The following is a 12495-nucleotide window of genomic DNA, read 5'->3' as shown; positions in this document are numbered from 1 at the left end:
TATGCCCCTTCGCGGATGTGAAGGAGACCCGGAAACATGGACAAGTTCACCAAGCTGACCGGCATTGCCGCGCCGATGCCCCTGATCAACGTCGATACCGACATGATCATCCCCAAGCAGTTCCTGAAGACCATCAAACGGTCCGGCCTCGGGGTGAACCTGTTCGACGAGATGCGCTATGATGGCGAGGGTAACGAGATCCCCGATTTCGTGCTGAACAAGCCCGCCTACCGCAACGCGGAAATCCTTGTCGCCGGTGACAATTTCGGCTGCGGCTCGTCGCGCGAACACGCGCCATGGGCGCTGCTGGACTTTGGCATCCGCTGCGTGATCGCACCGTCGTTTGCCGACATCTTCTTCAACAACTGCTTCAAGAACGGCATCCTGCCGATCGTGCTGCCGCAGGAAGAAGTCGACAAGCTTATGGATGACGCGGAACGCGGTGCCAACGCGACCCTGACCGTGGACCTTGAAAACCAGACGATCAGCGGCCCCGATGGCGGCACGATCAGCTTCGAGGTCGACGCCTTCCGCAAGCATTGCCTGCTGAACGGGCTGGATGATATCGGCCTGACCATGGAAAAATCCGCCTCGATCGAAGCGTTCGAGACAAAGGCCGCCCAAGCCCGCCCTTGGGTCTGAATTTCGCCTGACAACAAGATGTAGCCCCTCGGCCTTGCCGGGGGGCAATTTTTTTGCCCGGTGATGCAATCGGGCGACAGTTCGCATCCCAAAATCGCCACAGTGATTCCTCACGAAGAGTCAGGCACTTGCGAATTGGGGCGAATATGGGCAAGATCGTGGCAAATGAGGCAATCCGATGGCAGTCGGGTCAAGACCGGAATAAGGGCCACCAAAAACAGGTCCGTCCAGGTTGAGGGTTTGAGGCAGTGATCGCACAGCTATCCAGCGCTGTGGTGCGGGCGATTCTTGTTATGATCGTCATATCCACACCGTCCCTGCTCCTTCCGGCTATGTCGCCGGACGGCAATCAGGTCGTGATGCTCGTGGCGCTGTTCGCTGCCATGTTCACCTTTTCCGAATACGCGTCCACCTACCCCGGACTGATCGAATTCCGCGATGCACCGCCCTTCAACCGGGTGCGCGTCATCGGCATCTTCATCACGCTCTTCTTCCTGAGCCTTGTCGCGGCGTCACCGGACAATTCGGGAACGCTGACGTTGATCGTGAATGCCACCGGGCTGGTGCTGGCCCATGCGCTGGACTTTACCTACAGCCCGATCTGGCTGCTTCAGGTTTTCCTGCCAGAGGGCGCAACGCAGGCAGATTTGACGATGCTGCGCACGATGGGGGGGCTCAGTTTCCTGATCGGGCTGGTGACGATCAGTGTCTTCGCCATCCTGATGCGGCTGAAAAGCTGGCCCAACCGCAACACCAGCTTCAATGTCTGGGTCAACCTGCCCACGTTCGACCCCACTGCGGGGGGAGATGTTGTTGCACGTCTTATCCGAGACTCTCGTATTAACCTGATCTTAGGAATATTGCTGCCATTCCTGATGCCGGTCGTGGCGAGCTACGGGATTGGCAATCTCGGCATTTCCCTTGGGGCGTCGCCAATCATGCTGGTCTGGACAGTCACCCTATGGAGCGTTCTTCCCGTTTCCCTTCTGATGCGCGGCATGGCCATGGGCCGGATCGCGCACATGATCACGGAGCGGCGCAAGAAACTGGTCCGCGACATGGCAGAGCAGGGCGAATTCGCGCCGGTCTGATCCTTTTGTGGCTGCTGATGGCAGCCATGCCCGCCAACGCCGACCAGATCCGCATTGCCACCTATCATACAGAACTGTCCCGCGATGGCCCTGGCCTGTTGCTGCGCGATATTCTGCGGGGGGAGGACCCGCAGGTTGCCGCCGTGGTGCAGGTCATCGTGAATGCCGATGCGGATATTCTGGTGCTCCAGGGCTTTGACCACGATGTCGAACAGCACGCCCTTGCGGCATTTGTCGCGCGTCTTGCGCAGGTAGGGGCCGACTACCCCTATCGCCTGTCACTTCCCCCGAATACCGGCGTTCCCACCGGGTTGGACATCGACGGCGACGGGCGGCTTGGCCGGGCGCGGGATGCTCAGGGCTATGGCCGGTTTACCGGGCAGGGCGGCATGGCGGTGCTGTCTCGCCTGCCGATCGGAGAGGTATACGACCATTCCGGGTTCTTGTGGCAGGATCTGCCGAACGGGCGCGCGGCAGAGGTTCTGCCGATGGGCGCGCTTTCGATACAGCGGCTTGCCAGCGTCGCAGCATGGGAGATTGACATCGTCACCGTTGGCGGACCCTTGCGCCTGTTGACCCTTCACGCCACGCCGCCGGTCTTTGACGGGCCAGAGGATCGAAACGGTCACCGCAACGAGGATGAACTCCGATTTTGGCTGAATCGCATTGACGGATGGTCCCCATCCGATACGCCGTCGCTCGACTCTCGCTTCGTGTTGATGGGGGTGCTGAACGCCGATCCCGTGGATGGGGAGGCGCGGCGAGGGGCCTTGATCGAAGCCTTGATGCACCCGCGTCTGCAAGACCCGGAACCGATCAGCCCCGGCGGGGCAGAGGCGGGTGACCCCACCGACACCGCCGATTGGTCCGAGCCCGACCCCGGCAACCTGCGCGTCAGCTATATCCTGCCCTCCGCCGATCTGAGTATCACCGCAAGCGGCGTTTTCTGGCCCTCACGGAACAGCCCGGACTGGCCCCTGCTCGGCGGTGAGGATGGCAATGGCGCGTCACGCCATCGCCTCGTCTGGGTGGACATCGCTCTTCCCTGACCCGGCCCGTTGTCCATTGGGCAGGTGACTGGTTACAACGTCCTGAAACGACGTCTCCTCGAAATCCGGCAGCACCTGGCGAAACCGTGTCCCGTCCAGACGATGCGGCGTGTCATAAAGATACCGCATCTCGGTCAGCTCGCGCGCCAGTTCCCAGACCGGTGAGGCCAGACGCAAGGCCCACCAGGGAAACCCGCGCATATGCAACGGTTTCCCCATCTGCGCCTGAAGGGCAGACGCCAGGTCGGTCACGGAAAAGGTATGGCCCGGAAACGGCACATCCTCGAAGAGCGAAAGGCTGCGACGCCGTTCAGCCAATGCAACAGCGGCCCGCGCCATATCGGGCAGATAGGCATAGGCGCGCGGAACATCCGGGCGGCCGAGGGAGGTGATCCGACCCTTTGACACCGCCTTGAGCGATACGAGATTCAACACGGTATTGGGGCTGTCCGGATCTACGAAGTCACCACCGCGCAGGATGATCACCTGCACTCCGTCCTGCGCGGCCTGTCGATATGCTGCCTCCATTTCCGCCCGGACACGGCCCTTGCGGGCAATCGGGCGATGCGGGGTTGTTTCGCTCCATGGGCCGGGCTGATCACCGAAGACATAGACGTTGCCCGGCAGAAGGACAGCTGCCCCGCTGGCCTTTGCCGCCGCCAGAACCTGGCTGGTGATCTGTGGAATCAGCCTGTCCCACGCATGGTAATTGGGTGGGTTCATCGCGTTGACGATCACATCGACGCCTTGCGAGTCACGGATCATGTCGCCGGTCTTTCGGTCAAACCGGCGGACGGTCCAGCCGGCTTCCTCGAAGGCCTGTGCCGCGTTGTGGCCAAAGCTTCCGGATGCACCGAGGATGAGGGCTGTTCGTGGCATGGGGCTGGATCCTGTGCTGATATCCATTCGACTGACATCAGGATAGGTATTCGCAATTGACGTGTGGATTGCGAAAAATCGGCGGTGTGATATTCATTTATGAATGGAACATCCGCCCCTCGACTGGACCCTTCTGCGGTCATTCCTTGCGGTGGCCGAAACCGGATCCCTGTCCGCGGCGGCCCGAGACACCGGGCAAAGCCAGCCGACGCTCGGACGCCATATTCGGCTGCTGGAGAACCGGGTCGGGGGCGCTTTGTTCGACCGGCACCCGAAGGGTCTGACCCTCAGCGAACTGGGGCGCGAGTTGCGCCCCGGTGCCGTAACAATGCGCGAAGGCGCGCGACAGGTGGCGCTGGCCGCCGCCGGGGGTGACGCGCGCATGGCCGGGCCCGTGCGCATTACGGCAAGCGTTTTCGTCTCTGTTCACCTGCTCCCTCCCATCCTTGCGGAAATCCGCACCCGTCACCCCGAGATCGAGCTTGAACTGGTGGCCTCGGACCAGTCAGACAACCTGCTGTTCCACGAGGCCGATATCGCCCTGCGCATGTACCGCCCCGAGCAGCTGGACATGATGACCCGGCATCTGGGAGACCTTCAGTTAGGGATCTATGCGGCACCGGCCTATCTGGCGCGACGCGGCGCTCCCCGTGGCTTCGCCGAACTGATGGATCATGATATCGTCGGCTATGATCGCGATGACCGGTTGATCCGTGGCTTTCGGGACGCAGGGCTGGAGGTGACCCGCGACAGCTTTCCGGTCCGCACCGACGATCAGGTTGCCTATTGGGAACTGGTCTGTGCCGGGGCCGGTCTGGGCTTTGGCCAATGCCCGGTTGCCGACCGCGACCCCCGCGTCACGCGCATCCTGCCCGATGTGCCGCTGCCGACCCTGCCGGTCTGGCTGACGACCCATGAACGTCTGCGGCACACACCGCGCATAGCCCGCATATGGGATGCTTTGGCAGGGGGGCTTTCCCCCTTCCTTTCTTGACCCTAGGGCGCGCAGCCGTTACGCGGATGCGACCCAAGATCAAGGACGGATGACCCCATGAGCAACCCTTCGCTTCTTATCCTTGCCGGTGACGGCATCGGCCCCGAAGTCATGACCGAAGTGCGCAAGATCATTGACTGGTACGGCGCCAAACGCGATGTCACCTTCGATGTCAGCGAAGGGCTGGTGGGGGGATGTTCCTACGACGCCCATGGCACGCCGCTGACCGACGAAACCATGGCCAGGGCGCAGGAGGTCGATGCCGTCCTGCTTGGCGCCGTGGGCGGCCCGAAATACGACAATCTCGATTTCAGCGTGAAGCCGGAACGCGGCCTTCTGCGCCTGCGCAAGGAAATGGACCTTTACGCCAACCTGCGCCCGGCCCAGTGTTTCGACGCGCTGGCCGATTTCTCGTCGCTGAAAAAGGACGTGGTCGCCGGTCTCGACATCATGATCGTGCGCGAACTGACCTCCGGCATCTATTTCGGTGAACCGCGCGGGATCATCAAGGAAGGCAATGAACGCGTCGGCATCAATACGCAGCGCTATACGGAATCCGAGATCGCCCGCGTCGCCCGGTCCGCCTTTGAACTTGCCCGCAAGCGCGGCAACAAGGTCTGCTCGATGGAGAAGGCCAATGTGATGGAATCGGGCATCCTGTGGCGCGACGTGGTGACCGAGGTGCATCAGGCCGAGTATTCGGACGTGGAATTGAGCCACATGTACGCTGATGCCGGCGCCATGCAGCTCTGCCGCTGGCCCAAGCAGTTCGACGTGATCGTGACCGACAACCTGTTTGGCGACCTGCTGTCCGATGCCGCCGCGATGCTGACCGGGTCGCTCGGGATGCTGCCCTCGGCTTCGCTTGGCGCGCCGATGGAAAACGGCCGCCCGAAGGCGCTTTATGAACCCGTCCACGGTTCTGCCCCCGATATCGCGGGTCAGGGCAAGGCCAACCCGATTGCCTGCATCCTCAGCTTTGCCATGGCGCTGCGCTACAGCTTCGACATGGGCACCGAGGCTGATCGCCTGGAAAAGGCCGTTGAGGATGTTCTGGCCGACGGTCTGCGCACCGCCGACCTTCTGGGCGAAGAGGGTGTCAGCCCCGTGAGCACCAGCGAAATGGGCGATGCTATCGTCGCCAAGCTGGAAGCGAGCCTCTAAGGCAAGGGGCGCTCGACGTGAACCTGCGGGTTGGGATAGGCTAGGCCAGGTCCCAACCCGAAAGGTCTTTTCATGATCCGTTCATTTCTTGTTTTTGCCTGCCTCTGTGCCGCACCCGCCGCGGCACAAGACGTGCAGATCCTTCCCGGCCATTCCGATTTTCGCCTGCCTTCCCAACTTGTCCACGATCAGCCGATGAGCCTGGTACAGGACTGGATCATCGGGTTCCCCGATGGCGAGGGCCGGCCCGAATTGCAGCTGTTATCCGAGGTCGACGACACCGGGCGACTGGTCATCGTGCTGACCGAGTCCGGGTTTGCAGACGATTCCGTGTCCGCCGTGCGCCAGAGATTCGAGTTGGTCCGCACGGATGCCGGGGCATGGGCGCTGACCGCCTACGGGTTCCAGCAGCAATGCGCGCGCGGCGGTAGCGAGGACTGGCTGGCAACCCCCTGTCCCTGAGACCGCGGCTTGCCCTTTGCCCGGCACCGGCCTAAGCCTGTGACTGTTAGCGCACAACAGGACATTCCATGCCGCCAAATGCCAAAGGCTCTCTTCTCGCTCTTTCTGCTTTCGCGATTTTCGCCACCCATGACGTGGTCATCAAGGTTCTGGGTGGCACCTACAGCCCGATCCAGATCATCTTCTTTACGGTCCTGTTCAGCTTCCCGCTGCTGACTTTCGTCATGATCCGCGATTCGAAGGGCGGCTCACTGGTGCCGGTACACCCGTGGTGGACGGCGGCGCGCACTGTCAGCGGTGCCCTTGGGGCCGCCGGTGCATTCTATGCCTTTTCGGTTCTGCCGCTGACGCAGGTCTATCCGATCCTCTTTGCGATGCCGCTGCTGGTCACGGTGCTGGCGATCCCGCTATTGGGCGAGCGGGTCGGGCTGCACCGGGCGATGGCCGTCCTTGTGGGGCTGGCAGGGGTGATCGTCGTGCTGCAACCGGGCGCGGCCCCCTTGTCTTTCGGCCATGCCGCCGCGCTGCTTGGCGCTGTCTTCAGTGCCTTCAGCTCGGTCATCATGCGCAAGATCGGCCGGGCCGAGCGGACGGTGGTTCTGCAACTCTACCCGCTGCTGGTGAATTTCGTGGTGATGGGGGCGTTGCTGCCCTTCGTCTATGTGCCGGTCGAACTGATCGACCTTGGTGCCTCTGCCGTGGTGGCGCTGCTTGCGCTGATCGCCATGGCCTGCCTTGTGGCAGCCTACCGATTGGCCCCGGCGGTGATCGTCGCGCCGATGCAGTATTCGCAGATCATCTGGGCCAGCATCTTCGGCGCCTTGTTCTTTGGCGAAAGCCTCGACATGATGACCATGATCGGCACCGGGATCATCATAGCTTCCGGGCTTTATATCGTCCTGCGTGAGGACAAGCGCAAAGGCAGTTCCAACCAGCCGGTTCTGCGATCGAGATCCCGCGTGGGCACACCGAGCGCCCCACGCGTGGCCTCGTTCCTCAACCGGGACCGAGACGAGGACCGGGACGATCAATAAGATACGCAGGCGGCAGGGTCAGGCCAGTGCCTCGGCCAGTGCGGCAATGACACGATCCTGCATGGCCTCATTCAGCCCGTAATAGAGCGGGATGGAAATGGCGCGGTCATAGTACCATTCCGACACCGGGAAATCGCCGCGCCGGAAGCCAAGCCTCTGGTAATCGGGCTGGGTGTGAACCGGGATGTAATGCACATTCACGCCGATCCCTGCTGACCGCAGGTAATCGAAGACCTCGCGCCGCGTGCGGTTGGTTTTGTCCGTGTCGATCAGAACCGGGTAGAGGTGCAGTGCCGAATAGCTGTCGGGATTCTGCCATGGCAGGATCAGCGGCAGGTCGGCCAGCAGCGCGTCATAGCGTTTTGCCATCCGCTGCCGGTGCGCCACGAAATCCGCAAGCCGCCGGGTCTGGCTGACTCCGAGAGCGGCTTGCATCTCGGTCATGCGGTAGTTCAGGCCAAGTGCGACCTGATCGTATTCCCATGGCGCCGCATCCGCGGTTTCCATCAAGTCCGGGTCGCGGGTCACGCCGTGGGACCGGTAAAGCCCCATCGCGGCGGCAAGCCCCGCGTCCTGCGTGGTAGCCAGGCCACCCTCTGCCGTGGTGATGATCTTGACCGGGTGAAAGCTGAACACGCAGATGTCGGAAAATTCACACGCCCCGATCGGCTGGCCGTTGTACTGCCCGCCGATGCAATGGCTCGCGTCCTCGATCACGTTTATGCCATGGGCCTTTGCGATGGCGCCGATGGCCTTCATATCCGCCGACTGGCCCGCGAAATGCACCGGGATCAGGATGTCGGGCTTGCGGTCCGCGCGGGCAAATTTCGCCTCCAGCGCCTGCGGGTCCATGCTGTAATCGCTGGCCCGGATATCGACGAAATCCACGTCCGCCCCACAAAGCCGCGCCACGTTGGCGGAGGCCACGAAGGTGTTGGGCACGGTCCAGACCAGCCCGCCGGGTTTCAGGCCAAGCGCGAGGCAGGCGATATGCAACGCCGAGGTGGCGGAGTTCACCGCCACCGCATGGGCCGCGCCGGTCGCGCCCGCAATGGCGGCCTCGAATTCCGGCACCTTGGGGCCCTGCGTCAGGAAGTCAGACCGCAGCACCTCGACCACGGCGGCGATGTCGTCTTCCGAGATGTCCTGCCGGCCGTAGGGGATGAAGCCCGTGTCGCCCATCAGAAATGCCCGATCGTGTCCGCATTGGCCTCGATCCAGGCGCGCAGTTCCTCGACCGACATCCAGTCCGGGTTGGTGTCGGACACATAGGAAAAGCCCTCGGGCACCTTGACCCCATCCTTGATCCGGCCCGCATCGGTTGACCAGTTGTGTATCGCCGGAAGGATCTTGAAATGCTCGGGATATTCGAAGGTATGCGCCGCGTCCTCTTCGCCGATCATCTGCTCGTGCAGTTTTTCACCGGGGCGGATGCCGACAAGTTTGTGTTCGCATCCAGGCACGCAAGCCTCTGCGATGTCGAGGATGTTCATCGACGGGATCTTCTTCACGTAGATTTCTCCGCCGACCATGTCTTCGAACGCATGCCAGACCAGTTCTACGCCTTGCGGAAGGGTGATCATGAAGCGGGTCATGCGGGAGTCTGTGATCGGCAGCATCGCCCCCGCGTCAAGGGATTTGAAGAAGGGGATGACCGACCCGCGCGAGCCCATCACGTTGCCATAGCGCACCACGGCAAAGCGGCACCCGTCGCTGCCCGCATAGGAATTTCCCGACACGAACAGCTTGTCCGAGGCCAGCTTGGTCGCGCCATAGAGGTTCACGGGAGACGAGGCCTTGTCGGTCGACAGCGCCACGCATTTCTTCACGCCCTTGTCGATGCAGGCATCTATCAGGTTCATCGCGCCGTTGATGTTGGTCTTGACGCATTCGAAGGGGTTGTATTCGGCGGTTGGCACGATCTTGGTTGCCGCCGCGTGCACAACATAATCCACCCCGTCGAGCGCGCGATACAACCGCTCCCGGTCGCGCACATCACCGATGAAGAAACGCACCCGCGGGTCATCGCCATATTTCTTGGCCATGTCCCACTGCTTCATCTCGTCCCTCGAATAGATGATCAGGCGGGCCGGGTCGTATTTTTCCAGCGTCATCGGCACGAAATGAGACCCGAAGGACCCGGTGCCGCCGGTCAGCAGGATGGAGGCGTTTTTTTCCATGATATCGCTCGTCTTGTCGGTTGCCTGCCTTCTTGCAGGGATTGCGCGCGGGATCAAGCAAGCCGGTGAAATCCCCCTTGCAAAGGCGCGATTCCCCCGCTATCCCGCCCGGCACGGTCGGAGTGTAGCTCAGCCTGGTAGAGCACTGTCTTCGGGAGGCAGGGGTCGGAGGTTCGAATCCTCTCACTCCGACCAATTAAATCAGGGACATCGGTGGTTTGGAAGGTAGTTACCTTAGGTTCATTGAACCTAGTCGGATCTCTCGACCTGTATTCGTTGGAGTGACTTGATCACATCCGAAGCTCTATTGCTTTTATTGACGCCTCCAACAGTCAGCATGAATTTATCTTGTGAGATAAATTATGGCTTCGCGAGGCCGCAATCTTCGCCTCTTATCCCACATGATAAATATCGTGACTCATCCTCGAATTTCCGCCATATTTATCATCGAGGATAAGCGTCATGACACCCAGAGACCAGGAACTTCAAAGCTGGATCGACCGCATCGGTCAGACCCTGCGCCGCAGGCGAAAAGAGCTCGACCTGAGCCTAGAGGATCTGTCCCGCCTGTCTGGCGCAACGGTGCCGTCCTTGTCCAACATCGAACGTGGCAAGCGCGACGTGAAGCTCTCCACTCTGGTCAACCTGGCTTCGGCCTTGCGCATCGATCTGGCAGAGCTGTTCACAGATGACGCGTCGGAGACGAATACCGAAGCACAAAACTTGCCGGCTGGCTACGATCTGGAAGACGACTGATGTCCATCGTCGAAAGCGTCACTGTCTACTATGAAACCTTTTCGGTCGGCACCATCAGCGTGATGGATCAAGGACAGATGTCCTTCACCTACGACCCGAGGTGGCTGGCAACCAAGGGCGCTTTCCCGCTGTCCGTCACAATGCCCCTACAGACGGACCCGTTCGCTGACACTGTCATCGGGCCATGGCTGGCAAACCTCTTGCCCGAGGAGCAGCAGCTTCTTACCCTGTCCAGAGTGCTGGGGCTCTCATCCTCTGACAGCCTCGCGATCCTGCGGGAAATCGGGGGTGATACTGCCGGTGCCATCTCCGTAGGCGAGCCGAACGTCCGCGATGATTGGCACTATGAGCCGCTTAGGGATCACTACCGGACAGGATCCGAGGAGAAGGCCCTCGTCCAACACTTCGACGATCTCGGACGACGGCCGTTTCTGGTTGGCGAGGACGGCGTGCGGCTGTCTCTCGCCGGTGGTCAAAAGAAGACCGCGCTGGCAGTTCTCGACGCAAACGGCAGGGTCAAACTCGGATTGCCGCAGCCAGGCGATACGGTCGCGATACCGAAATTTGGAGCCCCGTCCACACTCATCATCAAGCCGGACAACCCGACGCTCCCCGGTATTGTGGAGAACGAAGCCTATTGCCTGACGCTCGCCCGGCTGATTGGACTTCCGGTTGTCGAGGCTGTCGCGTTGAAGGCCGGGAACAGGTCCGCCCTTGCAGTAGCACGATACGATCGAACGCAGCGCAACAATGGCAATCTCCGCCGCTTGCATCAGGAAGATCTGGCCCAGGCCAATGGCATCTACCCCGGCCAGAAGTATGAACGAGGCACAGTGCCCGGACTAACGCTCAATTCCCTGCTTCAAACGGGACGCAGCTTGCCTCCGGGCGATGCCCTTCTGCTGCTCGACCAGGTGATCTACAACATCCTCGTCGCCAATACCGACGCTCATGCAAAGAACTACTCGATGCTGCTGAGTCGAGGAGCCCGGATGGCGCCGCTCTACGATGTATCGTCTGTTCTGCCATGGGACCATGTTGTTCAGTATCACGCCCAGAACCTTGCCGGCAGGAAGCGCAAGCCGGGTGACATGGCGAGGCGTCATTGGGACAGGATTGCTGAAGAGGCTGGCTTCAATTCGCGAAACCTGCGCCTGCGTGTTCAGGAGCAGATCGATGACATGGTTGCCAAGCGGGTCGAGGCAACGGATCTGGTGTCAACGCAACCCGGCGTTTCTGCCGAGATGGTCCGGCATGTCGCAGAACTGGTCGAACAGAATGCGCTTCGCATCGGTGGGCGCTTGCGTGCAAAAGACTGAGGTGAGCAAGCAACTCCCACGGCCTCCTCTGGCAGGCTGCCCATACATGAAGCGGACCCGACTGGAAGCGACCCGTCAGCCATTCTGTCGCCCTCCGAATTCGAGCGCGCTCGCCGCTTTGCGCAAATGCCCCGGACTATATCGTGCATAGACAGACGCTGTGATCGCAGTGTTGGAGTGGCCGAGATACTGGCTGATTTCATCCATCGACACACCTGCCTCTGCCATGTGAACGGCCGCGCTGTGCCGTAAGACATGTGGCGAGACATCTTTCAGTTCAGCCATGTCCACGGCAGCCCGGAAACCCTTCTTGATCGACCGAACGGGTCGCCCGGCCCACTCCACGACGTAGTCACTTAGAGCGGCATCTCGTGCGGTAGAAAGTGCATCCAGCAACGTGTCGTTGATCGGAACGATTGCACGTCCCTTCCTCTGGCCATCGCCAGTCCTGAGGTCGATCTGGCGCCTGTCGAAATCCACACGATCCCATGTCAACTCGAGGACTGCGATGAGAGCCGCAATCATCGCCCGTCTGCAATTACGTGGATCAACGAATTCCTCGGTGCCATCCCACTGCAGGAACGGGTCATCGAGGACATGCTCGCCCCCCGTCTTTGCAGCCGAGATTAGTCGCGACATCAGCCGCCCGGGAACGCTTGTAGGAGCATCCGCATCGCCGCCGACGATGGCTGCAACCGAAAGGAGATGGTGGAGAGCTCGTAAAGGTCGCGCCACAAGAGAGCAAGATGCTCGCAGCTTTGCCTGGTCAGCGCATACAGGCTGCCGGGGCGGTGACTGACTACGCCGAGGGCCGCATCCTCTGGGATCGGATCGGGGCCTAGCATGGGTGACCTGCTCCCCTGAAAAGTCCCCGGTTTGAGGTTAGCCTGTTCTCCAACTGAGGAGACAGACGATGAAGAGAAGC

Annotated in this window: 14 protein-coding genes and 1 tRNA gene; 10 read left to right on the top strand and 5 right to left on the bottom strand. The window is 61.2% G+C overall.

Annotated elements, in window-relative coordinates; translation table 11 throughout:
* Nucleotides 1-36: 36 nt before the first annotated feature.
* From leuD to RBB16_RS16880, 3 genes are all read left to right on the top strand, one after another.
* Nucleotides 37-642, top strand: coding sequence for a 3-isopropylmalate dehydratase small subunit (gene leuD, locus RBB16_RS16890; protein ID WP_306047266.1), 606 nt, complete (start codon nucleotides 37-39; stop codon nucleotides 640-642).
* Nucleotides 643-935: 293 nt separating this feature from the next.
* Entirely contained in the window at nucleotides 936-1733 is a 798-nt protein-coding gene (locus tag RBB16_RS16885) for a hypothetical protein (protein WP_227434954.1), read from the top strand.
* 26 nt (nucleotides 1734-1759) lie between these two features.
* Nucleotides 1760-2782, top strand: a complete 1023-nt coding sequence (locus RBB16_RS16880; RefSeq protein WP_306047265.1) for an endonuclease/exonuclease/phosphatase family protein — start codon at nucleotides 1760-1762, stop codon at nucleotides 2780-2782.
* On the opposite strand, the gene RBB16_RS16875 is transcribed toward RBB16_RS16880, so the two are convergent.
* Nucleotides 2741-3661: an NAD-dependent epimerase/dehydratase family protein gene (locus RBB16_RS16875; protein WP_306047264.1), complete on the bottom strand. Its 921-nt coding sequence runs from the start codon at nucleotides 3659-3661 to the stop codon at nucleotides 2741-2743. The two genes, RBB16_RS16880 and RBB16_RS16875, sit on opposite strands and share 42 nt — an antisense overlap.
* Before the next feature lie 103 nt (nucleotides 3662-3764).
* Here RBB16_RS16875 and RBB16_RS16870 point away from each other — a divergent pair, with 103 nt between their 5' ends.
* The 4 genes from RBB16_RS16870 to RBB16_RS16855 all read left to right on the top strand — a co-directional run bounded on the left by RBB16_RS16870 (nucleotide 3765) and on the right by RBB16_RS16855 (nucleotide 7315).
* Entirely contained in the window at nucleotides 3765-4655 is an 891-nt protein-coding gene (locus RBB16_RS16870; protein ID WP_306047263.1) for a LysR family transcriptional regulator, read from the top strand.
* Between the two features lie 57 nt (nucleotides 4656-4712).
* On the top strand, nucleotides 4713-5819 hold the full coding sequence (gene leuB, locus RBB16_RS16865; protein WP_306047262.1) for a 3-isopropylmalate dehydrogenase: 1107 nt from the start codon (nucleotides 4713-4715) through the stop codon (nucleotides 5817-5819).
* A gap of 72 nt (nucleotides 5820-5891) precedes the next feature.
* Entirely contained in the window at nucleotides 5892-6281 is a 390-nt protein-coding gene (locus RBB16_RS16860; protein WP_306047261.1) for a hypothetical protein, read from the top strand.
* A gap of 68 nt (nucleotides 6282-6349) precedes the next feature.
* Nucleotides 6350-7315, top strand: coding sequence for a DMT family transporter (locus RBB16_RS16855; RefSeq protein ID WP_306047260.1), 966 nt, complete (start codon nucleotides 6350-6352; stop codon nucleotides 7313-7315).
* 18 nt (nucleotides 7316-7333) lie between these two features.
* On the opposite strand, the gene pseC is transcribed toward RBB16_RS16855, so the two are convergent.
* Nucleotides 7334-8497 (bottom strand): UDP-4-amino-4,6-dideoxy-N-acetyl-beta-L-altrosamine transaminase, encoded by a 1164-nt coding sequence (gene pseC, locus RBB16_RS16850; RefSeq protein WP_306047259.1) that lies wholly within the window; start codon nucleotides 8495-8497, stop codon nucleotides 7334-7336.
* The gene (gene pseB, locus RBB16_RS16845; protein ID WP_306047258.1) at nucleotides 8497-9495 is read right to left on the bottom strand and encodes a UDP-N-acetylglucosamine 4,6-dehydratase (inverting); all 999 of its coding nucleotides are present in this window, start codon (nucleotides 9493-9495) and stop codon (nucleotides 8497-8499) included. The genes pseC and pseB overlap by 1 nt, the downstream gene beginning before the upstream one ends.
* 118 nt (nucleotides 9496-9613) lie before the next feature.
* On the opposite strand from pseB, the gene RBB16_RS16840 reads away from it, so the two are divergent.
* From RBB16_RS16840 to RBB16_RS16830, 3 genes are all read left to right on the top strand, one after another.
* A tRNA-Pro gene (locus RBB16_RS16840) sits at nucleotides 9614-9690 on the top strand.
* Nucleotides 9691-9957: 267 nt separating this feature from the next.
* Complete coding sequence (locus RBB16_RS16835; protein ID WP_306047257.1) at nucleotides 9958-10251, top strand: helix-turn-helix transcriptional regulator; 294 nt, start codon at nucleotides 9958-9960, stop codon at nucleotides 10249-10251.
* A complete protein-coding gene (locus RBB16_RS16830; RefSeq protein WP_306047256.1) occupies nucleotides 10251-11570 on the top strand; it encodes a type II toxin-antitoxin system HipA family toxin in 1320 nt (439 codons plus the stop codon). Before RBB16_RS16835 ends, RBB16_RS16830 begins: the two co-directional genes overlap by 1 nt.
* Nucleotides 11571-11645: 75 nt before the next feature.
* On the opposite strand, the gene RBB16_RS16825 is transcribed toward RBB16_RS16830, so the two are convergent.
* Together RBB16_RS16825 and RBB16_RS16820 are read right to left on the bottom strand one after the other, a co-directional pair.
* Complete coding sequence (locus RBB16_RS16825) at nucleotides 11646-12209, bottom strand: site-specific integrase (protein ID WP_306047255.1); 564 nt, start codon at nucleotides 12207-12209, stop codon at nucleotides 11646-11648.
* A partial coding sequence (locus tag RBB16_RS16820; RefSeq protein ID WP_306047254.1) for a hypothetical protein occupies nucleotides 12209-12495 on the bottom strand: 287 nt, incomplete at its 5' end. The genes RBB16_RS16820 and RBB16_RS16825, both read right to left, overlap by 1 nt.

This window comes from Nioella sp. MMSF_3534, assembly GCF_030732985.1.
Classification (GTDB): domain Bacteria; phylum Pseudomonadota; class Alphaproteobacteria; order Rhodobacterales; family Rhodobacteraceae; genus Nioella.
Note: the sequence above shows the minus strand (reverse complement) of the source record. Positions and strands in the feature narration are given on the sequence as shown.

Coding starts and splice junctions, on each gene's coding strand:
- leuB (WP_306047262.1), top strand. CDS start 4,713: ATGAGCAACCCTTCGCTTCTTATCCTTGCCGGTGACGGCATCGGCCCC.
- RBB16_RS16875 (WP_306047264.1), bottom strand. CDS start 3,661: ATGCCACGAACAGCCCTCATCCTCGGTGCATCCGGAAGCTTTGGCCAC.
- RBB16_RS16830 (WP_306047256.1), top strand. CDS start 10,251: ATGTCCATCGTCGAAAGCGTCACTGTCTACTATGAAACCTTTTCGGTC.
- leuD (WP_306047266.1), top strand. CDS start 37: ATGGACAAGTTCACCAAGCTGACCGGCATTGCCGCGCCGATGCCCCTG.
- RBB16_RS16870 (WP_306047263.1), top strand. CDS start 3,765: ATGGAACATCCGCCCCTCGACTGGACCCTTCTGCGGTCATTCCTTGCG.
- RBB16_RS16825 (WP_306047255.1), bottom strand. CDS start 12,209: ATGTCGCGACTAATCTCGGCTGCAAAGACGGGGGGCGAGCATGTCCTC.
- RBB16_RS16880 (WP_306047265.1), top strand. CDS start 1,760: ATGCCCGCCAACGCCGACCAGATCCGCATTGCCACCTATCATACAGAA.
- RBB16_RS16860 (WP_306047261.1), top strand. CDS start 5,892: ATGATCCGTTCATTTCTTGTTTTTGCCTGCCTCTGTGCCGCACCCGCC.
- RBB16_RS16835 (WP_306047257.1), top strand. CDS start 9,958: ATGACACCCAGAGACCAGGAACTTCAAAGCTGGATCGACCGCATCGGT.
- pseB (WP_306047258.1), bottom strand. CDS start 9,495: ATGGAAAAAAACGCCTCCATCCTGCTGACCGGCGGCACCGGGTCCTTC.
- RBB16_RS16855 (WP_306047260.1), top strand. CDS start 6,350: ATGCCGCCAAATGCCAAAGGCTCTCTTCTCGCTCTTTCTGCTTTCGCG.
- RBB16_RS16885 (WP_227434954.1), top strand. CDS start 936: ATGATCGTCATATCCACACCGTCCCTGCTCCTTCCGGCTATGTCGCCG.
- pseC (WP_306047259.1), bottom strand. CDS start 8,497: ATGGGCGACACGGGCTTCATCCCCTACGGCCGGCAGGACATCTCGGAA.